At 62.6% G+C, this 21,023-nt stretch carries 20 protein-coding genes and 1 tRNA gene; 16 read left to right on the top strand and 5 right to left on the bottom strand.

Going from position 1 to position 21,023, the window contains the following annotated elements; all coding sequences use genetic code 11:
- Positions 1 to 151: 151 nt before the first annotated feature.
- The gene (gap, locus tag JG746_RS07305; protein ID WP_202357542.1) at positions 152 to 1,162 is read right to left on the bottom strand and encodes a type I glyceraldehyde-3-phosphate dehydrogenase; all 1,011 of its coding nucleotides are present in this window, start codon (positions 1,160 to 1,162) and stop codon (positions 152 to 154) included.
- A gap of 212 nt (positions 1,163 to 1,374) precedes the next feature.
- Entirely contained in the window at positions 1,375 to 3,366 is a 1,992-nt protein-coding gene (gene tkt / locus JG746_RS07310) for a transketolase (RefSeq protein ID WP_202357543.1), read from the bottom strand.
- Between the two features lie 262 nt (positions 3,367 to 3,628).
- Here tkt and JG746_RS07315 point away from each other — a divergent pair, with 262 nt between their 5' ends.
- The 4 genes from JG746_RS07315 to JG746_RS07330 all read left to right on the top strand — a co-directional run bounded on the left by JG746_RS07315 (position 3,629) and on the right by JG746_RS07330 (position 6,110).
- Positions 3,629 to 3,901 (top strand): DUF4164 domain-containing protein, encoded by a 273-nt coding sequence (locus JG746_RS07315; protein WP_006200774.1) that lies wholly within the window; start codon positions 3,629 to 3,631, stop codon positions 3,899 to 3,901.
- A gap of 10 nt (positions 3,902 to 3,911) precedes the next feature.
- Complete coding sequence (locus JG746_RS07320; protein ID WP_010911917.1) at positions 3,912 to 4,274, top strand: cell division protein ZapA; 363 nt, start codon at positions 3,912 to 3,914, stop codon at positions 4,272 to 4,274.
- A gap of 162 nt (positions 4,275 to 4,436) precedes the next feature.
- Entirely contained in the window at positions 4,437 to 5,096 is a 660-nt protein-coding gene (locus JG746_RS07325; protein WP_202357544.1) for a peroxiredoxin, read from the top strand.
- A gap of 153 nt (positions 5,097 to 5,249) precedes the next feature.
- On the top strand, positions 5,250 to 6,110 hold the full coding sequence (locus tag JG746_RS07330; RefSeq protein ID WP_446721190.1) for an MBL fold metallo-hydrolase: 861 nt from the start codon (positions 5,250 to 5,252) through the stop codon (positions 6,108 to 6,110).
- Between the two features lie 85 nt (positions 6,111 to 6,195).
- Here the strand turns inward: JG746_RS07330 and rpoH are convergent, their stop codons facing one another.
- Both rpoH and JG746_RS07340 read right to left on the bottom strand, forming a co-directional pair.
- Positions 6,196 to 7,107 (bottom strand): RNA polymerase sigma factor RpoH, encoded by a 912-nt coding sequence (gene rpoH, locus JG746_RS07335; protein ID WP_019861619.1) that lies wholly within the window; start codon positions 7,105 to 7,107, stop codon positions 6,196 to 6,198.
- Between the two features lie 212 nt (positions 7,108 to 7,319).
- Positions 7,320 to 8,375 (bottom strand): RluA family pseudouridine synthase, encoded by a 1,056-nt coding sequence (locus JG746_RS07340; RefSeq protein WP_202357546.1) that lies wholly within the window; start codon positions 8,373 to 8,375, stop codon positions 7,320 to 7,322.
- Positions 8,376 to 8,400: 25 nt separating this feature from the next.
- On the opposite strand from JG746_RS07340, the gene JG746_RS07345 reads away from it, so the two are divergent.
- The 9 genes from JG746_RS07345 (at position 8,401) to JG746_RS07385 (ending at position 14,309) form a co-directional block, all read left to right on the top strand.
- A complete protein-coding gene (locus JG746_RS07345) occupies positions 8,401 to 8,784 on the top strand; it encodes a fimbrial protein (RefSeq protein WP_202357547.1) in 384 nt (127 codons plus the stop codon).
- Between the two features lie 57 nt (positions 8,785 to 8,841).
- A complete protein-coding gene (locus JG746_RS07350; protein WP_202357548.1) occupies positions 8,842 to 9,249 on the top strand; it encodes a VOC family protein in 408 nt (135 codons plus the stop codon).
- Positions 9,250 to 9,339: 90 nt separating this feature from the next.
- Positions 9,340 to 9,414, top strand: a tRNA-Glu gene (locus JG746_RS07355).
- Between the two features lie 199 nt (positions 9,415 to 9,613).
- On the top strand, positions 9,614 to 9,877 hold the full coding sequence (locus JG746_RS07360; RefSeq protein WP_202357549.1) for a PilZ domain-containing protein: 264 nt from the start codon (positions 9,614 to 9,616) through the stop codon (positions 9,875 to 9,877).
- Positions 9,878 to 10,706: 829 nt separating this feature from the next.
- Entirely contained in the window at positions 10,707 to 10,928 is a 222-nt protein-coding gene (locus tag JG746_RS07365; protein WP_202357550.1) for a hypothetical protein, read from the top strand.
- A 51-nt stretch (positions 10,929 to 10,979) separates the two neighbouring features.
- A complete protein-coding gene (locus JG746_RS07370; RefSeq protein WP_202357551.1) occupies positions 10,980 to 11,369 on the top strand; it encodes a hypothetical protein in 390 nt (129 codons plus the stop codon).
- 826 nt (positions 11,370 to 12,195) lie between these two features.
- Entirely contained in the window at positions 12,196 to 12,777 is a 582-nt protein-coding gene (locus JG746_RS07375) for a VOC family protein (RefSeq protein WP_202357552.1), read from the top strand.
- Positions 12,778 to 12,805: 28 nt separating this feature from the next.
- Entirely contained in the window at positions 12,806 to 13,672 is an 867-nt protein-coding gene (locus tag JG746_RS07380; RefSeq protein ID WP_202357553.1) for a glutathione S-transferase family protein, read from the top strand.
- 271 nt (positions 13,673 to 13,943) lie between these two features.
- Positions 13,944 to 14,309 carry a hypothetical protein gene (locus JG746_RS07385; protein WP_244730692.1) on the top strand — a complete coding sequence of 122 codons (366 nt, stop codon included), beginning with the start codon at positions 13,944 to 13,946 and terminating at the stop codon, positions 14,307 to 14,309.
- Positions 14,310 to 14,340: 31 nt separating this feature from the next.
- Here JG746_RS07385 and JG746_RS07390 read toward each other — a convergent pair whose 3' ends face one another.
- A complete protein-coding gene (locus JG746_RS07390; protein WP_202357554.1) occupies positions 14,341 to 14,556 on the bottom strand; it encodes a hypothetical protein in 216 nt (71 codons plus the stop codon).
- 321 nt (positions 14,557 to 14,877) lie between these two features.
- Here JG746_RS07390 and JG746_RS07395 point away from each other — a divergent pair, with 321 nt between their 5' ends.
- From JG746_RS07395 to JG746_RS07405, 3 genes are all read left to right on the top strand, one after another.
- Positions 14,878 to 15,786, top strand: coding sequence for a DUF2865 domain-containing protein (locus JG746_RS07395; protein WP_244730693.1), 909 nt, complete (start codon positions 14,878 to 14,880; stop codon positions 15,784 to 15,786).
- 128 nt (positions 15,787 to 15,914) lie between these two features.
- Entirely contained in the window at positions 15,915 to 16,151 is a 237-nt protein-coding gene (locus JG746_RS07400) for a hypothetical protein (RefSeq protein ID WP_202357555.1), read from the top strand.
- A gap of 567 nt (positions 16,152 to 16,718) precedes the next feature.
- Positions 16,719 to 20,891 carry a response regulator gene (locus JG746_RS07405; protein WP_202357556.1) on the top strand — a complete coding sequence of 1,391 codons (4,173 nt, stop codon included), beginning with the start codon at positions 16,719 to 16,721 and terminating at the stop codon, positions 20,889 to 20,891.
- The last annotated feature ends 132 nt before the right edge of the window (positions 20,892 to 21,023 follow it).

The raw sequence follows: 21,023 nt of genomic DNA on the forward strand, positions 1-21,023 counted from the left end.
GAGTGGGGCGAAGGCATGGCCAGTGCAAGGCGGCAGGGTGGTTTTTTGGCGCGGGCCATTGATTTTCCGGCGGTTCGGCGTTGCTGCTCCGGCAAATGAAAAACGCCCGGACGAAGCCGGGCGTTTCAGGTGTCGAGAAGACGGTCCGCGATCAGGCGATGGTCTTGCCGAAGGCGACCGCGGTGTCGCCCATGCGGTTGGAGAAACCCCACTCGTTGTCGTACCAGGACAGCACCGAAACGAAGTTGCCGTCCATCACCTTGGTCTGGTCGAGCGCCATGATCGAGGAGCGCGGATCATGGTTGAAGTCGATCGAGACGTTCGGGTGATGGGTGACGCCGAGAATGCCCTTCAGCTGGCCGTTGGAAGCGGCGATGACCGCTTCGTTGATTTCCTGCACCGTGGTGGCGCGCTTGGCGATGAACTTGAAGTCGACGACCGAGACGTTCGGGGTCGGCACGCGGATCGAGATGCCGTCGAGCTTGCCCTTGAGGTCGGGAAGCACGAGGCCGATGGCCTTGGCTGCACCGGTCGAGGTCGGGATCTGCGACAGTGCGGCGGCACGGGCGCGGTAAAGATCCTTGTGCATGGTGTCCAGCGTCGGCTGGTCGCCGGTGTAGGAGTGGATCGTCGTCATCATGCCCTTTTCGATGCCGACCGTCTCGTGCAGCACGGCGGCCAGCGGCGCCAGGCAGTTGGTGGTGCAGGACGCGTTCGAGATGACGATGTGGTCCTTGGTCAGTTTGTCGTGGTTGATGCCGTAGACGACGGTCAGGTCGGCGCCGTCGGCGGGTGCCGAGACCAGCACGCGCTTGGCGCCAGCGGTCAGGTGCGCGGCGGCCTTGTCGCGGGCGGTGAAGATGCCGGTGCATTCGAGCGCGATGTCGACGCCGAGCTCCTTCCACGGCAGCTGCGTCGGGTCCTTGATGGCGGTGACCTTGAACTTTTCCTTGCCGACGGTGATCTGGTCGCCATCGACACTCACCTCATGCGGGAAGCGGCCATGCACGCTGTCGTAGCGCAGCAGGTGCGCATTGGTCTCGACCGGGCCGAGATCGTTGACGGCGACGACGTCGATGTCCTTGCGGCCGGATTCATGGATGGCGCGCAGGATGTTGCGGCCGATGCGGCCGAATCCGTTGATGGCAACTCTGACGGTCATTTTTCTCTCCCTGGGAGCTGGAAGGCTGACGATGGGTCCGCAGCTTCATAGCGGCGGACGGCCAAAGAATCCAGCCAAAGCGACACAGATCTAAATCGATTAGGTTGGGCCAGTCCGGCGAAATCGCTTTGCGCGGTTTCGCCGGAGCACTTTTGTTCTGTGCCTGCCGTCATCCCAAAACCGTCACACGGTTTTGGGCGGCATGCACAACCTTACTTGCCGTGCAGGCGGGCTTCCGCCGCCTTGGCCGCGGCTTCGGCGGTGATGCCGAAATGCGGGTAGAGCTGCTCGATCGTGCCCGAGGCGCCGAAGCCGGTCATGCCGATGAAGATGCCGTCCGAGCCGATGAGATGATCCCAGCCCTGGCGGATGCCGGCCTCGATCGCCATCTTGATCGGCGCGTTGCCGATCGTCTTCTTGCGATAGCCGTCGCTCTGCTTGTCGAACAGTTCGAAGCAAGGCACCGACACGACGCGGGTCGGATGACCGTGCTTTTCCAAGAGGTCACGGGCGCCGAGCGCGATCTCGACCTCGGAGCCGGTGGCGAAGATCGTCACCGCCGCCTCGCCGCTGGCCGCGGCCAACTCGTAGGCGCCCAGGCTGCTCAGGTTGTTGGCCGAGTGCTCGGTGCGCACCGTCGGCAGGTTCTGGCGGGTCAGCGCCAGGGTCGACGGGGTCTTCTCGGTTTCGAGCGCGATCTGCCAGCATTCGGCGGTTTCCACCGCGTCGGCCGGACGGAAGACATTGTGGTTCGGGATGGCGCGCAGGGCCGCCAGATGCTCGACCGGCTGGTGGGTCGGGCCGTCTTCACCCAGGCCGATGGAATCATGGGTCATGACGAAGATCGAACGGATGCCCATCAGCGAGGCAAGCCGCATCGACGGGCGGGCATAGTCGGAGAAGCACATGAAGGTGCCGCCATAGGCGATGAGGCCGCCATGCAGCGTCAGGCCGTTGATGGCCGCCGCCATGCCGTGCTCGCGGATGCCGTAGTGGACATAGCGCTGGCCGTAATCGTCGGGCGTGATGTTCTTGGTCTGGCTGGTCTTGGTGTTGTTGGAGCCAGTGAGATCGGCGGAGCCGCCGATGGTTTCCGGCACGGCGCCGTTGATGACTTCCAGCGCCATTTCCGAAGATTTGCGGGTCGCGACCTTTGGCTTGTCGGCCGAGAGCTTCTTCTTGTAGTCGGCGATGACGGCGTCGAAATTGGACGGCAGCTTGCCGGCGAGGCGGCGCTCGAACTCGGCCTTAAGCTTCGGCTCGGCCTTGGCGAGGCGGGCTTCCCAGTCGGCGCGCGGCTTGGCGCCGGCCTTGCCGGCGGTGCGCCAGGCGTCGAGGATGTCGGCCGGGATTTCGAAGGGCGGCGACTCCCAGTTGAAGAACTTGCGCGCACCGGCGATTTCCTCGGCGCCGAGCGGCGAACCGTGTGCCTTGTTGGTGCCGGCCTTGGTCGGCGCGCCGAAGCCGATGGTCGTCTTGCAGGCGATCATCGTCGGCTTGTCGGAATGGCGGGCTGCCTCGATGGCGTAGGCGATTGCTTCGGGATCTGTGCCGTCAATATGGCTGGCGTTCCAGCCGGAGGCCTGGAAGCGGGCCACCTGGTCGGTGTTGTCGGCGAGCGAAACCGGGCCGTCGATCGAGATGTTGTTGTTGTCCCAGAAGACGATCAGCTTGTTGAGCTTGAGGTGCCCGGCCAGCGCGATGGCTTCCTGGGAAACGCCTTCCATCAGGCAGCCGTCGCCGGCCAGCACGTAGGTATAGTGGCTGACGAGGTCGTTGCCGAAAGCGGCGTTCATGATGCGCTCTCCCAGCGCGAAGCCGACCGAATTGGCGAGGCCCTGGCCGAGCGGGCCGGTCGTCGTCTCGATGCCGGTGGCGTGGCCGTATTCGGGATGGCCTGCCGTCTTCGAGCCCAACTGGCGGAAGTGCTTGATCTGGTCGAGGGTCATGTCCTCGTAGCCGGTCAGATGCAGCAGCGAATAAAGCAGCATCGAGCCATGGCCCGCCGACAGGATGAAGCGGTCGCGATCGGGCCAGTGCGGGGCCTTGGGATCGTATTTCAGGAAGCGGGTGAACAGCACCGTGGCGATGTCGGCGCAGCCCATGGGCAGGCCGGGGTGGCCGGAATTGGCCTTCTCGACGGCATCCATGGAGAGAAAGCGGATCGCATTGGCCATCCGGTCATGTTGTTCACGCGACGTCATGGTTCCTCCAAAGGTGGGGGTTTGGGGGCTCGGGAGCGCCCTTGAAAAGGTGCGCGACACATAGCAGGCGCGGGCTTTTAGTCAACAAATCGGGCGCAGATTTGCCGGTCTTGTGATGGCGGCGGCGCCCCTACATTAGCGTTAGCAGGGGACAGTCGCGAGAGCTTTGTTGACGTCGCCTTCACCCGGTGCCTAATGTTTCACGGATAACGCGTTCTGAACGCGAACGATTCGGTGATGGGCAGGGCACAGGACGAAGGCCATGACCGGGGAAACCACGCTCAAGGAAGTCATCGCCAGGCTGGGCAAGGCCATCGAGGGGCTGGAAAACGCCGTCGCGGCCAAGCTGGAGCATGAACGCGATTACTCGGAAGCCGAAGCCGAGGTGCAGCGGATGAATGCCGACCGCTCGCGGCTGGCGCAGGAACTCGACAATTCCGAAGCGCGCGCCGAACGGCTGGAGGACGCCAACAAGGAAGTATCGCGACGGCTGGTGACCGCCATGGAAACCATTCGCGCCGTGTTGGACAGATAGGAGCTGGCCCATGGCACAGGTCACGGTTTCAATCGACGGCAAACAGTATCGGATGGCCTGCGACGAAGGCCAGGAAGAGCATCTGATCGACCTCGCCGAACGCTTCGACCGTTATGTCTCGCATCTGAAAGATTCCTTCGGCGAGATCGGCGACCAGCGGCTGACCGTCATGGCCGGCATCATGGTGATGGACGAACTTTCGGAACTGCAGAAGCGCGTCAAGGGCATGGAAAGCGAAGTGCTGACCTTGCGCAAGACGCGCGACGAGGCGCTGACCAAGGCCGACAAGAGCGACAGCGTGCTGACCAACGCGCTTGGCGCGCTGGCGCAACGCATGGAAGATCTCGCGACGTCGCTGGCCGTGAAATCCTAGACTTTCCCCACGCCGACAGCGAAATTTCTACATTCGCCCGGAAAAGGCGAAATTTTTTCGCGGCCGGCATCACCGCCGTGACCTCACCGTTTTGAACGTCGCCGATGGAGTGGTAAAAGGGTGGCAGACCGCCAACGGGCGGCATTCACAGGGGTAGGAACCATGAGCCTTCGTATCAACGACATCGCGCCGGATTTCACGGCCGAGACCACGCAAGGGACGATCAGCTTTCACGACTGGATCGGTGACGGCTGGGCGATCCTGTTCAGCCACCCGAAGAATTTCACACCGGTCTGCACGACCGAGCTTGGGACGATGGCCGGGCTGGAGAGCGAGTTCAAGAAGCGCAACGTCAAGATCATCGGCATCTCCGTCGATCCGGTCGCGAGCCACGACAAATGGCAGGCCGACATCAAGACGGCGACCGGCCAGACGGTGCACTATCCGCTGATCGGCGACAAGGATCTCAAGGTCGCCAAGCTCTACGACATGCTGCCCGCCGGCGCCGGCGAGACTTCGGAAGGCCGCACGCCCGCCGACAATGCCACCGTGCGCTCGGTCTATGTCATCGGGCCGGACAAGAAGATCAAGCTGGTGCTGACCTATCCGATGACCACCGGCCGCAACTTCGACGAGATCCTGCGCGCGGTCGATTCCATGCAGCTCACCGCCAAGCATCAGGTGGCGACGCCGGCGAACTGGAAGCAGGGCGAGGACGTCATCATCACCGCGGCCGTTTCCAACGAAGATGCGATCAAGCGCTTCGGCGCCTTTGAGACCATCCTGCCTTATCTCAGGAAGACCAAGCAGCCGTCCGCCTGAAACAGGCGGCGGAACGGTTTTTGCCTTTTGCGGCCTCGCGGGCCAAGTCATGCTTGACTGGCCCGCCGGGGTGGACAAGCATACTCCCGTTGGAGCCTGGCGGAGAAAATCGTTCCTGTCGGCTGGGGTGGGGAGTTCGGTTTGGAATTGGCTTTGGCAAGACCGGAGGTCAAGGGCTTTTACGACAAGCCGACCGGAGCCATTCAGTATGTCGTCACCGATCCGGCGACAAAGCGCTGCGCCATCATCGATCCAATCCTCGACTTCGATGAGAAATCCGGCGCAACGGGAACGAAAAGCGCGGATGTTCTGCTCGATTTCGTCGGAGAAAAAGGGCTGGAGCTCGAGTGGATCCTCGACACCCACCCGCATGCCGACCATTTCTCGGCCGCGCACTATTTGAAACAGAAGACCGGGGCGCCGACGGCGATCGGCGCCAGGGTCGTGGACGTCCAGAAGCTGTGGAAGGCGATCTACAACTGGCCGGATTTTCCCGCCGACGGCTCGCAATGGGACAGGCTGTTCGGGGAAGGCGAGACGTTTGCGATCGGCAGCCTCCCGGTCAAGGTGCTGTTCTCACCCGGGCATACGCTGGCCTCTATCACCTATGTGGTCGGCGACGCCGCCTTCGTGCATGACACGCTTTTCATGCCCGACAGCGGCACGGCGCGGGCGGATTTTCCCGGCGGCAGTGCCGCGCGGCTGTGGCGCTCGATCCAGGACATATTGGCGCTGCCCGATGAGACGCGAATCTTCGTCGGCCACGACTATCAAGCCGGCGGCCGCGAGCCCTTGTGGGAAAGCACGGTGGCGGCGCAGAAGGCCAGCAACATCCATCTTGTTGCCGCGCACAGCGAAGCCGAATTCGTGGCGCTGCGCGAGGCGCGCGACAAGACATTGCCGATGCCGCGGCTGATCCTGCACGCGCTGCAGGTCAATATGAATGGTGGCCGGCTGCCGGAACCGGAAGCCAATGGAAGGCGATATCTGAAATTTCCGCTGGATGGGCTTTGAGGCGATCGCGACGCCCGGCCGTGCGCACGAAAAAGGCGGCGCCAGTTTCCTGACGCCGCCTTGATGTTTTGTCGCCGAAGCTGGCTTAAGCCGCCGGCTGAGCCTCGATGGTGCGCAGCGCCTGGGTCTGGCGCTTGGCGGCGGCCTTGACCGCATCCTGCACCTTCTCGAAGGCGCGCACCTCGATCTGGCGCACGCGCTCGCGGCTGATGTCGAACTCGGCCGAAAGCTCTTCCAGAGTCAGCGGCTCCTCGGCGAGGCGACGGGCCTCGAAGATGCGCCGCTCGCGCTCATTGAGCACGGCAAGAGCGCCCGACAGCATGCCGCGCCGGTTTTCCAGCTCGTCCTGCTCGATCAGCATCTCTTCCTGGCTTTCGTGGTCGTCGACCAGCCAGTCCTGCCATTCGCCGGACTCACCTTCCGTCGCCCGGATCGGCGCGTTGAGCGAAGCGTCGCCGGACAGGCGGCGGTTCATCGACACCACCTCGGCCTCGGAAACGTTCAGCCGCGTGGCGATCTCGGCGATCTGGTCGGGCTTGAGATCGCCATCGTCCAGCGCCTGGATCTTGCCCTTCACCTTGCGCAGATTGAAGAACAGACGCTTCTGGTTAGCGGTCGTGCCCATCTTGACCAGGCTCCACGAGCGCAGGATGTATTCCTGGATCGAGGCCTTGATCCACCACATGGCGTAAGTCGCGAGGCGGAAGCCGCGCTCGGGTTCGAATTTCTTGACGGCCTGCATCAGGCCGACATTGCCTTCCGAGATCACCTCGCCAATCGGCAGGCCGTAGCCGCGATAGCCCATGGCGATCTTGGCGACGAGCCGCAAATGGCTGGTGACGAGCTTGTGCGCGGCGGACGTGTCTTCATGCTCGGCATAACGCTTGGCGAGCATGTACTCTTCCTGCGGCTGAAGCATCGGAAAGCGGCGGATTTCTTCCAGGTAGCGGCTGAGGCCGCCTTCGCCGGAAACAATACTGGGTAGTGACTGGGCCATGATAGCGCCCCCTCTCTATTGGAGTGATGCCCCCGAAACGCGGCGGGCACGTGACGCGAACACCAAAAGGCTCGCTCGCGACATAAGGTCTTATACAGGAACAAAACCAGAAAAGACAGGCATTTGTTCAACACGAAACAGTGTGTCACGCTGAAGTGAACAACGCCAGTCAGGTTTTTTGATGGTCGGTTTCGAGCTTGTTGATGGCAGGTTCAGAGATTGCGAAAACCGCCGACGAGTTCCTCCATGTCCCTCGGTATCGGCGCCTCGAACTTCATCGTCAGATGGGTATCGGGATGGCGAAATGCAAGGAGCCAGGCGTGCAAAGCTTGCCGGGAAAATGCCTTGACCTGACTTTTCAGGGGCTCCGGCAGCCGGTTGGCCTTGGTGCGGAACGCCTGGCCGTAGTCGGGGTCGCCGATGACCGGGTGGCCGATATGGGCCATATGGACACGGATCTGATGGGTACGGCCGGTTTCCAGCCGGCATTCGACGAGGCTCGCCGTGGCGAATTCCTGCTGTCTTTCGCCAAAATGCTCCTGGACGGCAAAGTGGGTGACGGCGTGGCGGGCATCGTCGCGGCCTTCCGGCACCACGGCGCGGCGCACCCGGTCGGCGGCGCGGCCAAGCGGTGCATCGACCGTTCCTGTCGGCCTCTGCGGTATGCCCCAGACCAACGCCAGATAGGCGCGTTCGAGATCGCCGGTCCGGCCATGGTCGGCGAAGGCCTCCGACAGCGCCTTGTGGGCGCGGTCGGTCTTGGCCACCACCATGACGCCGCTGGTTTCCTTGTCGAGGCGGTGGACAATGCCCGGCCGGCGCACCCCGCCAATGCCCGACAGGCTGTCGCCGCAGTGGTGGATCAACGCGTTGACCAGCGTGCCGGTCCAGTTGCCGGCGCCGGGATGCACGACAAGCCCCGCCGGCTTGTTGATAACGATCAGCGCGTCGTCCTCATAGAGCACATCGAGCGCGATGGCCTCGCCCCGCGGCGCGGCCGGCTCGGGTTCCGGCATGGCGACCGACACGCTTTCGCCCGCGGTCATCTTGCGCTTGGTTTCGTCGACCGGCTTGCCATTGATGCTCACGGCGCCTTGCCTGATCAGCATCTGCACGCGGCTGCGCGACATATCAGGGCCGAGGCTGGCCGCCAGCCATTGGTCGAGGCGCTGGCCGACCGCATCCGCGCCCACCACCAGCACTGTCGGCCCGGCCGCCATGAATCGGTCCTCTATCAATTCGGGGGCCTCTTCGTTATGAGCGCTCATCGAAAACCGTTCCGGAATGTTTGCCATGGCCCGGCCCGATGCCGACGAAGATCAGGAAAAGCCGCTCGACCCCGAGGTCGAAAAGATGCGTGGCAAGCTCGTCCGCTTCATGGCCATCAATCTCGGCCTGCTGTTGCTGGCTCTTATGGTGGTGATCGCGGCAATTGTCTACAAAGCCCGCAAGGCGCCCTCGGTGTCTCCGCCGCTGGCTGGCGATATCCAGGTGCCCGCCGGCGAGCCGTTGAGCGGCGACATCGTGCTGCCGGTCGGCGCCAAGGTGGTCAGCCAGTCGCTGTCCGGCAACCGCATCTCGATCGACGCCGAGCTTGCCGACGGCGGCCGCGCGATCTTCGTGTACGATATTGCTGAGCGCCGCCTGGTCGGCCAGTTCGCAGTTCGCAACAAATAGGTTGGCCGCAACCATGCAACAAACAAAGTTTGTCGCAGACATGAACAGGGCTCAGGCATGAAAGGCTTCGCCGGACATCGTCGTATCGCGACCGTTGCGCTGGTTGTCGCCAACTATGACGAGGCGATCGCCTGGTATGTCGGGCGGCTGGGTTTCCTGCTCGTCGAGGATGTCGATCTCGGCGGCGGCAAGCGCTGGGTCACCGTCGCGCCGCCCAACGGGCAGGGTGCCAGGCTGCTGCTAGCCGAGGCGTCCGACGAGGTGCAAAGGCAAAGCATCGGCAACCAGACAGGCGGCCGGGTCTTCCTGTTCCTCGAAACCGACGACTTTGCCCGTGACCATGCGGCGATGCTGGAAAAGGGCGTCGAATTCCGCGAGGCGCCGCGCTTCGAGCCCTACGGCACGGTCGCGGTTTTTGCCGATCTGCACGGCAATCTCTGGGATCTGATCGAGCCCAAGCGGTAACCTGCGGGCTGCTTTTCGCTAGCTGCAGTAAAGCCGCCGAACCCCAGTTGCTTTTTCCCAGCCGTCAGCCTATATCGCCGGTTCTTGAACGCGCCCATCGTCTAGCGGTCAGGACACCGCCCTCTCACGGCGGGAACAGGGGTTCGATTCCCCTTGGGCGTACCAGGATTTCAAGCGCTTAGCGTTGCACCTGCAAAAACCGTCAAATGTTCATCAAGCATGCCTTTCCGTGGAGGTCGTTTTCGCTTCCCATTGAAACCGCAGACGCCCCATCCGCCCGCTGGCTCCGGCTGCCGGGCTTTTTCGTTTTGGGAACCATTTTAGCGCAAGCTAAATGAATCGCGATGTTTCGAGGAATGAGACCATGAGCAGCGGCCCCGACGATCCGCCAATTGAGCGACGCTCGCATCTTCGGAGTGCTGTCCTAAAAGACGGGACCATCATCACTGAAGATGCGGCCATCCGGTGCTCCATCAGAAATCAGCACGCTCACGGTGCTGAGCTGCGAGTGGATCCGGGGGTGGTTATTCCCGAGCGATTCGTTCTTCACATCCCCGCGGATGACGCCAGATATCGTGCCGTCGTGCGGTGGAGAAAAAACGAGCGGCTTGGTGTGCAGATCTATTGAGACAGGATGCGGAAAATGGCTGTGGCTAAGAAGACAGCCCTAAACTGTCGGCAAGGATCGTGATCCGGGCCAGGCCATGCGAATAATTCGACCGAGATCCAAGCCAAAAAAGGCTTACCCGAATAGCGATCGGTTCGGAGAGGACGGCCGGCGCATTTACAGTTCTTATGCCGCCGCAGACCGAAGGCCAGTCAAACGAGGCAAGCGCCGCCGCTTGCCGTTGCTTATCGGTAGCCGCCATTGTGGGCCTCTTGATGTACTTGATAGAGGCTGGCTAACCAGCCAGCGCATGCCCACCCTTTTTCCATCAAAGTTTAACGATTGGGACAGTGCACTGGAAAGTACGTGTGGTAACTGTTGATTCAACCATTGCTGGTATTTTAGATGAGTGTGGTAGCGGCTCCGACAGTGCGGCGGGGGCTGGATTGCCGGAGCCGCCAGCGCAGTCCGGTTGGGGTTTGACCGCGCTGTTCCAAAATAGGACAGCGCGGTCAACGATTCGTTAAAATTCCCTGGACCTAATTAAGTGCATGCTAATGCATAGCGATTTGCGAGCCGGTGTGATTTCTGGGAGATATGAGCACGCTAGAGCAGGTCTTCGCTCCTAGGGCTTTTGTTTTGCTGCCCGGTAGTCAGATTCCCACGGCAATGCGTCAAAGTCCGGCTTGAACCCGCCAGCGCGGTAGGCTTCCTGGGCAATGTAATTGCACCTGGCCTTCTCCAGGATGCAGGCAAAGGGCGGATTTCCCGGGCAACGGTAAAGGCCTACTGCTTCCATCTCAGAAATTCCCCACGAATATCTCTGAATCGATTCCATGGCTAGCTACGCATGTCGTCCTTCGTTGTGATGAAGCCCAAGGACTTGGTGCCGAGGCCCGGCGCACAGTTGGGTGCCGGCGACAGGCTTGTAAAACCCGATCCCCGAGAAAATCAGTTTGAACAGCTGGTCGGATTCCTGGCTGTCGATGGCATCAAGTCGCTCACCTTGCGCAGGGAAGGCTCACGGATGATGATGACGGCGCGACAAGACTTCCTCGATGGTATCGATTGAACAAGACCCCGCGTCGACCTCCAAGCGTCCCCCAAACTAGATGTTGCCTTCATGATCGACTCCCCCAAGCGTCAGGATCCCGATGAGGCCATCGAGCCGGTTTTTCAGGCGATCGAGGCGCGCAGAGTTCCCTTGCCCGTCGGCTACCGACAGGGTGTGATCTCGGCGATCACCGTATTGCTGGGGTTTTCGCTTCTTTTCCTGCGATATTGGAATTTCGAAGCTGATGGCGGATGGACGGCCGCCTCGATCCTGGCGACGCTCCTGCTCGCGCTGGCCATCGTCCTCCAACTCGTCGCACTGTGGCGTTCGCTGCTGCCGCGCGACGACGACGAGCCGGTCTATCAGGTCACGCTGCGCTGGTTCCTCGCTTCGATCATCTCTTTGGTTGCGGGGGTGCTGCTGGCCGGACTGACCGCTTCGCACGTCTTCAACCTTTAGTCGGGGCCGCTCGACCATCGGCCTCTACGCCGGACCTGTGGGCCGCACGGAAAGCCCCGCCGACCGGGAGTCAGGCGGGGCCGTTGGAGTAGCCGCAAAGGGGACTGGCTTCGGACTACTCATTGATCCGTAGGATCATCTTCAATGTGCATCCTCGGGATGAGGTGCCGCATCGGCCGAATGGATGAAGGAAACGGCCTTATCCACCTTTCAATGCCATCTCGCTTGTCCGGGAGAGTTGGCGAAGCCCGCGATAACCCGGCGGCCCGCGTGCCCGATCTCCCCAATTTAAGTCAGGCCGCAACGCTTGAAAGCGTAACGATCTCTGTTACTTGCGGTGTGTTGGGTTGGCATCCGCCGCAGCGCGGTTGTGGGGTAGAGTTGGAATGGCGTCAGGAAAGATTTGCGCGCGCTGCCATGGCGGCGGCAAGGTGTTTGACTGCTCGAGATGGAGTGCGTCGAAAGGGCATTGCTGCCCGCAAGGGACGCATCAGATCAGTTGCCCAGGGAAGAGCCTCATTTGCACCGAATGTGGCGGTGCGGGGATGATTGCGGAAGCCGAACTCAGGGCCGTCGCTTAGTCGCGGCTTCGACCGGGGCGCGATGCGGGCGGTTTTGGCTGGTGCCGCCATTTCCTGAAAGATCCCGCAGCTTTGCGGCAGAAGCGGTTTCACCGTCGCGCAAAGATGGGGCTTGCCGCTTCTGGCGCGGCGAGGCCGATTGCTTTAGCATCACCTCATGGATTTCGAGGCACGGCTCAGGCGGCACAGAGGATGCGGTGCCAGGCAGATCCTGACGAGCAATCGATGCCGCGGGGAGAAGGCCAATGCAGAAGCTGCAAGCACAAGGCGTCCACCACATCACGCTGGTCGGCGCCGGCCGCCAGACCTCGATCGATTTCTGGGAAGGCGTGCTCGGCATGCCTTTCATCTTCGAGCAGCCCAACCTCGACAAGGCCAGCGAGAGCCATCTCTATTTCGATCCGGGTGACGGCCGGCTGATCACCATCTTCACCGATGAGAGCCGCACGCCGCAGAAGCGCCGCACGCCGACCGATCCGGGCTGCGTCCACCACATCGCCTTCGCGGTGTCGCGTGTCACCTTCCTGCAGGCGGTCGCCCGGCTCGACGAGCGCGGCATCAAGCACAGCGGCGTCAAGGATCGCGGCTTCATGGATTCGATCTATTTCGAGGATCCGCTCGGCTTGCTGATCGAACTCGCCTCGTACCGTTTCGAGCCGCCGGCGGGCTTCACTCATGCCGACGTGCTGATGCAGGCGCACAAGCTGCGAGTCGGGCGCGGCGACTACAACATCGCCGAGGTGCATCTTGCGGATGCGATCCAGGCGCTCGTCGAGAGCTCCCGTGCGACCCTGTCGGACGACCGGGCGCCGAAGAACCCATACTGACGGCCAACAAAACAGAGGGAGGACAACAATGGCAAAGACAGTGACCAAGAACACCGGGAAATCAGCTGCCAAGGCAAAGGTGGCCGCCAAGCCGGCGGCAAAGGCAGCTGCGAAGGCTGCGCCCAAGGCAGCCGCGAAAGCCGCGGCAAAATCGGCGGACAAGAAGTCGCCGCCGAAGACCGCCAAGGCGAAGAAGCCGGGGTTGAAGCTCAGCATGCTGAAGCCGAGCGTCAACAACATGACTGTGCGGGTGTTTGCCCGCGCGGCCGGGTTCGACGCCGCCGAGACCGACGCCTGGGGCCACACGCGTTCGCCCGAATATCTGGCGCGCAATCCGGCGCATCTGACACCGATGATCGAGGACAAGGGGCTTCCCAGGGGCGTGCTTTGGGAAAGCTGCGCCATCATGCAGTATCTCGCCAACAAGCATGGGCTGGAGAAATTCTATCCCAAGGCGCCGGCCAAGCGGGCGATGATCGACAGCGCGATGTTCTACCTGATCGGTACGCTCTACCCCTATGTGGCGCGCGCCACCTATCCGGCGCTGGGCTTCCCGCAATATGCCGGCGAGGTCGGGCACAGCGATGCCCATCCCGACAAGAAGTCGGAGGCGCAGAAGGCCGCCATGGCGGCTATCGCCGAGCCGCTGGAGGTCTTCCACAGTTTCTTCAGGGACGGCAAGCCGTTCATCGGCGGCAAGAACCCGTCGATCGCCGACATAAGGCTGGCGGCGACGCTCGAGTTCCTGGCTGTCGTCGACTACACGCTGCCCAAATGGGCGCAGGAGTACATGGCGGCGATCGAGAAGAAGCTCGGCAAGGCCTATGCCGAGCCGGCCGGCGACGTGCGTGGCTACATCGCCTATGTGCGGTCGCAGGCGAAGGCTCCAGCTTAAGGGTTCGTTAACCAAAGCCCTGTCTACTTGCGGGAATTCACCGCGCGACCACGGATGTACTGGCGCACTATCGGTGGAAGGAAAGGTCGGCTCCGTGCCGGCCTTTTTGCTTTTCAGACCCCACGCCGCGACATCGCGCGACGGTGACAAGGCAGTGCCGGAGCATCAACCTTTCGCGTCCGGATATTGTCATCACGGACGTCGCCTCTAACGTGTTGAGCGGGTTCGGCACGGAATGCCGGCCTGGAGTGAGATGAGGGCTTGCGATGAAATGCATGGCGGCAAAGCTGATGATCGCCGGTGGAATGCTCGTCGGGACGCTTGTCCCGTCACAGGCGGCAGTGCTCAAGACAATGACGAAGTCGGGGACGCGATCCAGGTTTGCTGGACGCCGCCGACGGACGCCGGGAATTCGACCGTAACCCTGAGTTTCAGTCTCAAGCGCGACGGCTCGCTGATCGGTCCTCCACGGCCGACCGCCGCGAACGTGGCCGGCGATGACAATGCGCGAAAGGCGTTCATCGCCGCGGCCATCGCCGCCGTCCAGAATTGCACGCCTCTGAGTTTCTCGCCGGCTTTGGCGCAAGGCATTGGCGGCAACGTTTTCACGCTGCAACTGGCTTCCCCGAAGCAATAGCTGTCCCCGCCGGCGCCTCAGACCCAATCGCTCAATGGCTCAGGCGCCGGACCGCGGCATGCCGTGCCAGGTCCGGTGTCTCGAAAACATAGTCGCTCCAGGCCGATTCCGGGATCTGTCCGGCCAGATAGCACTCAAGCAACAGGTTTTCCTCGGGATTGAGCGGTCGTGGCGCGCGCTCGTGATCCAGCCCGAGAGAATGAAAAAGATTCCTTGTCAGTTCCGATACCGTGAAGTGGATCGACATCTGCGTTCTCCCTGTGCCTTAAACGCGGCAGTCAGGCAAAGGTTTCAGCGTCAAGCTTCGGTAACGCCGGATTGATCGTTCGCCCCTGGGAGCGCGGCCCGGCACTTTCGATAGCCGGCTGCCTCGTCACTTTGTTTTGCGGTTCGTCTCAATCTTGAAATAAAAATGTAATATCGAATTTACAGCGGTCATTCTATTACACTAAACGAAAGTCTGTTCGGTTCGGAAAGCTTCAATTATTAGGTATAGCTCATTTAGTTGAAGATTATCCAGGCCGAAAGAATGTGATTCCAGGCCATCAGCAACAAGGACCATGTCGTCATGATGATCCGTTTCTGGTTTCTCATGATCATCGCACTGGTGACGGTGGCCGCCTCTGCGCTCGGCACGACGTCTTCCTACGCGGATAGCTGCGGCGCGATCAGAAGTCAGTTGCTTTCTGGCGGCCGCAGCGGCGGCGTGAGCCCCGAACTGGCGCAGCTACGCCGCCAGCTTGCGGCGATCCAGGGCCTGGAGAGGCAGCGCAGGTGCACGGCCCAAAGTGCAGCGGGCGGCTTCTTCAACGCTTGCGCCGATCTTGCCAGAAACCGGACGGAAGTGCAGCGCCGGATGGCGGCTGCATCCAATTCCGGTCGGGATATTTCAGGCTTGCAGGCACGGTTCGCGGCGCTCGGCTGCACGTCCGGGACAAACGAGCAGCGCCCGGCGCCGAAGAGCCAGAGCGGAACAATTTATGCCGGCAATGCGATGCTGTTCTGCGTGCGCCTGTCGGACGGCTATTTCTTCCCCGCGCCAAAATCGCAATTCGCCGGCAGCGACGACGTCAAGGATATGGCCGATCAGTGCCGTTACATCTGCGATGATCCGGCCGTCGATCTCTACACGCTGAGCGACGCCAGTCTGGAGACCGAGAAGATGGTCGCGCTCGATACCCGCAAGCCCTACACCGAACTGCCGTCGGCTTTCCGCTACCGTGACGATGCCAATTTCAAGGCCTGCGATGTCAAGCGCTACTACCAGCGGGTCACCGAATTGAGGGCAAGGACAGTCACGCCCACGAACATGACCAACGCCATCATTCCCCTGCCGCGGCCAAAGCCGGATTTCGGCAGTGTCGCGGCGATCCCGCAATCCGGCACCGGGGCCGCGGGGGCCGCTCAGCTGCGGTCGGTCGAAGCCGGTACGCGGCCGGTGCGTGTGGTCGGCCCAGCCTTCTTCCCGGCGGAATGACCTCTCCTTTTTGCGCATTCCCGGGATAACAGGCTGCGGCGAGCCGTCATGGTGCGGCCGGCTATAGGACCCGTCTGGAACGGAGGGGCGCTGACGGCGTTGTGACCGACACAGCCGGGAGAAACGCCATGGCCACGTTCAGGGAAATGCGGGTTCTGGAGATCGTCGAAGACGGCTCCCTGACCAATGACGAGAAGGTTGCCGAACTGCGCAAGATCGAATCCGAGGCGCGCGGCCTGCAGCGGGCCGCATCGGAGAGTTCCATGGGCGACGATGACGGCTGGCAGGACGATCTGCGCCAGGTTCGCCTCGCGCTCGACAAGCTCGGCGCGAAGGAACCGAAGAAGGGCGCGGCATCGCTGTAAGGCGATCGCGGGACTTTCCCTGGATCGCGCCTATTCGCAAACCATGCGAACGCGTTGGCCTGGCGCGCTCACGTTCTTGCATGCCAATTGCTTTTCCGGCTCCGAGGGCGAGGGAGGCGGCGCTGAAAACCGAGTCTGATGGCGTCTGTGCCCGGCAGGCTTCGAAACCCTGCTTTCGGAAAATCTTGCAGGCGGCTGCGGCGACACCGGAAAGGCGCCATTATCGGCCTGCGGTGCGTAGTCGACATTGGGTGGCGGCCGGTCCCAGAAGCGCCTGGCGTCGAGCGGCCGCGGGATGATCACCGTGCCGTCATAGCTGCGCGAACAGCCGCTGCCGATAAGCAGCGCCACGCCCAGCAAGAAAGGCCCTATCCGTCGATACATTAGCAACACCCCTGCGCGGGCTTATAACGCGGCCTTGGCCCGCCCGACAACCGGACTGAATAACGCAGGAGGAGCGTGCTGGTTGCGCCGTTAAGGTTAGCGGATCGTTAATGCTTCTCGGGCACATTCCGCCGACGAACCGCGGAGGGAGGGTTCGGCCTTGATTTTCGGGGTGGGGACAGGATGGCGGAAGCGGACGAAGCAATCGGCGTGCGCGGCAAGCGCGGGCCCGGAGAGCCGGTGTATCGCGGCGCCGCGCCGCCAAGCGCGGACATGGGCTCGCCCGACGCGCTTCGCCAACTGCTCGAGGCAGGCTCGGACTGGGTCTGGGAGACCGACGCCGAACTGCGGTTCTCCTGGCTTTCATCCTCCTACCAGGCGGCCACCGGTAGCGATCCGGCCGATGTGCTGGGCCGGTTCCGCTTCGATTTCCTCAACCAGGTCTTGAAGGGCAATCACAGCGCGGCGGCGCATCTTGAAGATTTGCAGGCGCGACGGCCGTTCCGCGACTTCGTCTACGAACTGAAGGGAGGCCGCCCCGACTGCCGCTGGGTGCTGACCTCAGGCTTCCCACGGTTCGACAATGAAGGAAAATTCGCCGGCTACCGCGGCATAGGCCGCAACGTCACCGCAATGGCCAGCGCCTTCGAAACCATCGAGCAAAACCCGTTGTCGGTCAACGAACCCGACCGGCATCTTGCCGATCTCGAACGGACGATGGACGCCATGCACATGGGCGTCGTGCTTCTCGATGCCAAGCTCGACACGCTGATCGTCAACAAGGCCTATCGCGAGCTGTCCAGCATTCCAGACGGGGCCGTGACCGTCGGCGCCCCGTTCAGCCGGTTGATGGAACTCAACCGCCGCAACGGCATCTATGGCGACATCGACGAACAACAGTGGCAGCGCTACCTCGCCAGCCGTATCGATGAGATTCGCGCCGGCTCGGTCGCGCCTCGCGAATTTGTCCATGCCAGCGGCAGGACGATGATGTTCTCCGTGACGGCGCTGTCCGGCGGCAAGCGGCTCTTGACCTATTATGAGGTCACCGAACTCAAGCATCGTGATGCCGAGATCGAAAACGCCAACGCCAAGATCGCCGAGACCTTCGTCAATCTGCGCACTATGGTCGACGAGATGCCGATCGGGGTTCTCGTCCTCGATGCCGATATGCGCGCCGAAGTCATCAATCGCGCCTTCTATGATTTCTGGAGGATCGATCCAGGCCGCGCCGGGATCGGCTCGGCCTTTCGCGAGCTGATGGAAGCGAGCCGCGCCATTGACCCTTACGGCGCCGATGACGTCGCCTGGCAACGTCATACCGCCGAGCGCGAAGCCGAAATCCGGGCGGGCGTCGCCGGCTCCAGACAATTGCCGCACAATGACGGGCGCACGCTTGTCGCATCGCTGGCGCCGCTGCCCGGTGGCAAGCGGCTCATCTCCTATGTCGACGTCACCGACATGAAGGGGCGTGAGACCGAGGCCCAGGACGCGCGCAAGCATCTCGCCAGCGTGCTGGAATCGCTGCCGGCCGGGGTCATCATCTACGACCGCGACGACAAGTTCGTCTTCGCCAACCGCAAGCTGCAGGACACGCTGCCGGCGCTGAAGCCCTTCTGGCAGCCCGGGTGCAGCTTCCGCGAGGCGTTGGAATTCGGTCGGTCGGTCGGCTATTTCCGCTCGAGCGGCGATGCCGGGATCGACAGGCTGTACGAGGTCGAACCCGAACGCTGGCTCGACTCCATGCTGGCGCGTTATCGCTTGCCGAATTCCTCCTATGAGCGCCTCAATGCCGATGGACGCTGGTACCAGGTCTACGACATGCGCACCGATGACGGGACGTTCATCGGTGTGCGCGTCGACATCTCCGACATCAAGAGCCGCGAGGCGGCGCTGCGCGACTCGATGCGACAGATCGATCTCTTCCGTCACGTCATGGACGAGTTGCCGGTAGCCGCCTTCATCAAGGCGCAGGACCTCAGCATCGAATTCGTCAACAAGGCCTGGTGCGCGCTGACCGGCATCGCCAAGGAAGACGTCATCGGCCGGACCGACCGTGAGCTGTTTGGCACGCAGGACGCGGAAAGCTACAGCAATGACGACACCCAGGTCGTCGTAACCGGCAAGGGCCTCGAGGTCGAGGAGCCCGTCACCCATCGCGACGGCACGGTGCGGCAGTTGATGACGCGCAAGAGCCGGCTGGTGGCGATAGACGGTTCGGTGCATCTGGTCGGTTCCAGCACCGACATCACCGACGTAAAGGCGCGCGAGAAGGCTCTGGAAGAGAGCATGCGCGAGAACGAAGTGTTCCGCAGCCTGATCGACAATGTACCGGTGTCGATCTATGCCAAGCGCTCCGATCTCAGGCAGTTCTATGTCAACAAGGGCTGGTGCGATCTGACCGGCCTCAGCAGGGAAGACGCGATCGGCAAGACTGACATAGAGATTTTCGGGGAGGACGGCGAGGCGTTCGTGGCCGGCGATCTGGCCGTGCTGCGCACCGGCGACACCCAGGAGGTCGAGGAGACGGTGCGGCTTGCCGACGGCAGCGTCAGGCATCAGTTCGCGCGCAAGGGCGCGATGATCGCGTCGGACGGTTCGCTCTACCTGATCGGATCGACCACTGACATAACGGAGCTGAAGCTGCGCGAGGCGGAGCTCAGCGAGGCGCGCCAGCGCGCCGTGCTCGCCGACCGCGCCAAGTCCGAATTCCTCGCCAATATGAGCCATGAGATCCGCACGCCGATGAACGGTGTGCTGGGCATGGCGGAACTGCTGGCCAAATCCAATCTCGATCCCAAGCAGAAGACGTTCACCGACATCATCGTCAAGTCGGGCAATGCGCTGCTGACCATCATCAACGACATCCTGGATTTCTCCAAGATCGATGCCGGCCAGATGGTGCTCGACCCGGCGCCCTTCAACCTTGCCGAGGCGATCGAGGACGTGGCGACGCTGGTGTCGACCCGCGCCAAGGAAAAGGACCTCGAGCTCATCGTGCGCGTCGAGCCGAGGCTCGAAAGCCTGTTCATCGGCGATGTCGGCCGCATCCGGCAGATCGTCACCAACCTCGTCGGCAATGCGGTCAAGTTCACCGACGAAGGCCATGTGCTGGTCGACGTGACCGGCGAGAGGGTGCCGACCGGAACCAGGCTGACGATCTCGGTCACCGACACCGGGATCGGCATCCCCGAGGAAAAACTGAAACTGGTGTTCGAAAAGTTCAGCCAGGTCGACACCTCCTCGACACGGCGGCACGAGGGCACCGGGCTTGGCCTCGCCATCACCTCACGGCTGGTGGAGCTGATGGGCGGCACCATCGGTGTCGAGAGCGCCGAGGGCAAGGGCTCGACCTTCTGGTTCACCGTGACGCTGCCCAGGGCCGGACAGCAGAACGGGCAGCGCATCATGCCGGTGGACGTGACGGGCGCGCGCGTGCTGATCGTCGACGACAATGCCGTCAACCGGGCCATCCTGACCGAGCAGATGACCTCGTGGACGTTCGATTCCTGCGCGGCCGAAAGCGGCGCGGAGGGCCTCAAGGTGCTGATCGCGGCCGCCGCCTACGGCGTGCCCGTGGATTGCGTCGTGCTCGACTACCAGATGCCCGAGATGAGCGGTGCCGAAATGGCGCGCATCGTGCGCACCACCGAAGGCCTCGCCGACACGCCTATCATCATGCTGACCTCGGTCGACCAGTCGCTCGCCAACACCAGCTACCGCGATCTCGGCATCGACGCCCAGCTGATCAAGCCGGCGCGCTCCTCGGTGCTCCTGGAGACGCTGGTGGCGACCATCCAGCGCCATCGCCACGCCACGGACAGCGACGCCGTGCAGCCGCTTGCAACCGGAAGGCCCGATGCTCCCCAGCCGCCGCTGGCGCCGGCCGAACAGCGCGCTCAACTGCAGCCGCCGCCGATTCGGCCCAGGTTGCCCGCCACTGGCGGCGACGGACACAAGCTGGACATCCTGGTGGCCGAGGACAATGAGGTGAACCAGATGGTCTTCACCCAGATCCTTGGCGAGACCGGCTACGGTTTCGAGATCGTCGGCAATGGCCGCAAGGCGCTCGAGGCTTTCAGCAAGCTCAATCCGGGCATGATCCTCATGGATGTCTCGATGCCGGAAATGAGCGGGCTCGAGGCGACCGCCGCGATCCGCCAGCTGGAGCAGGAAACCGGCACGCATGTGCCGATCGTCGGCGTGACCGCGCATGCGCTCAAGGGCGATCGCGAACGCTGCCTGGAGGCGGGCATGGACGATTATCTGCCCAAGCCGATCAGTCCCAGGGCCCTCCTGGAGAAGGTCGAGCGCTGGATCGGCTCCGGCCGCCAGGTCCAGCGTAACGCGGGATAGCAGGGCGTCGTCCGGCTCCAAGGCCCGAAGGAACCAGACCGGGAGAATCAATCGCGAATAATGCTGCTACCCCTGCGTGCAATGCCTATGGTGCGATCGCACCATACCAAAGGCGGCGCCGAGCCGGGACAA

Origin of the sequence: Mesorhizobium sp. 113-3-3, from assembly GCF_016756495.1 — a bacterium.
Taxonomy (GTDB): Bacteria; Pseudomonadota; Alphaproteobacteria; order Rhizobiales; family Rhizobiaceae; genus Mesorhizobium.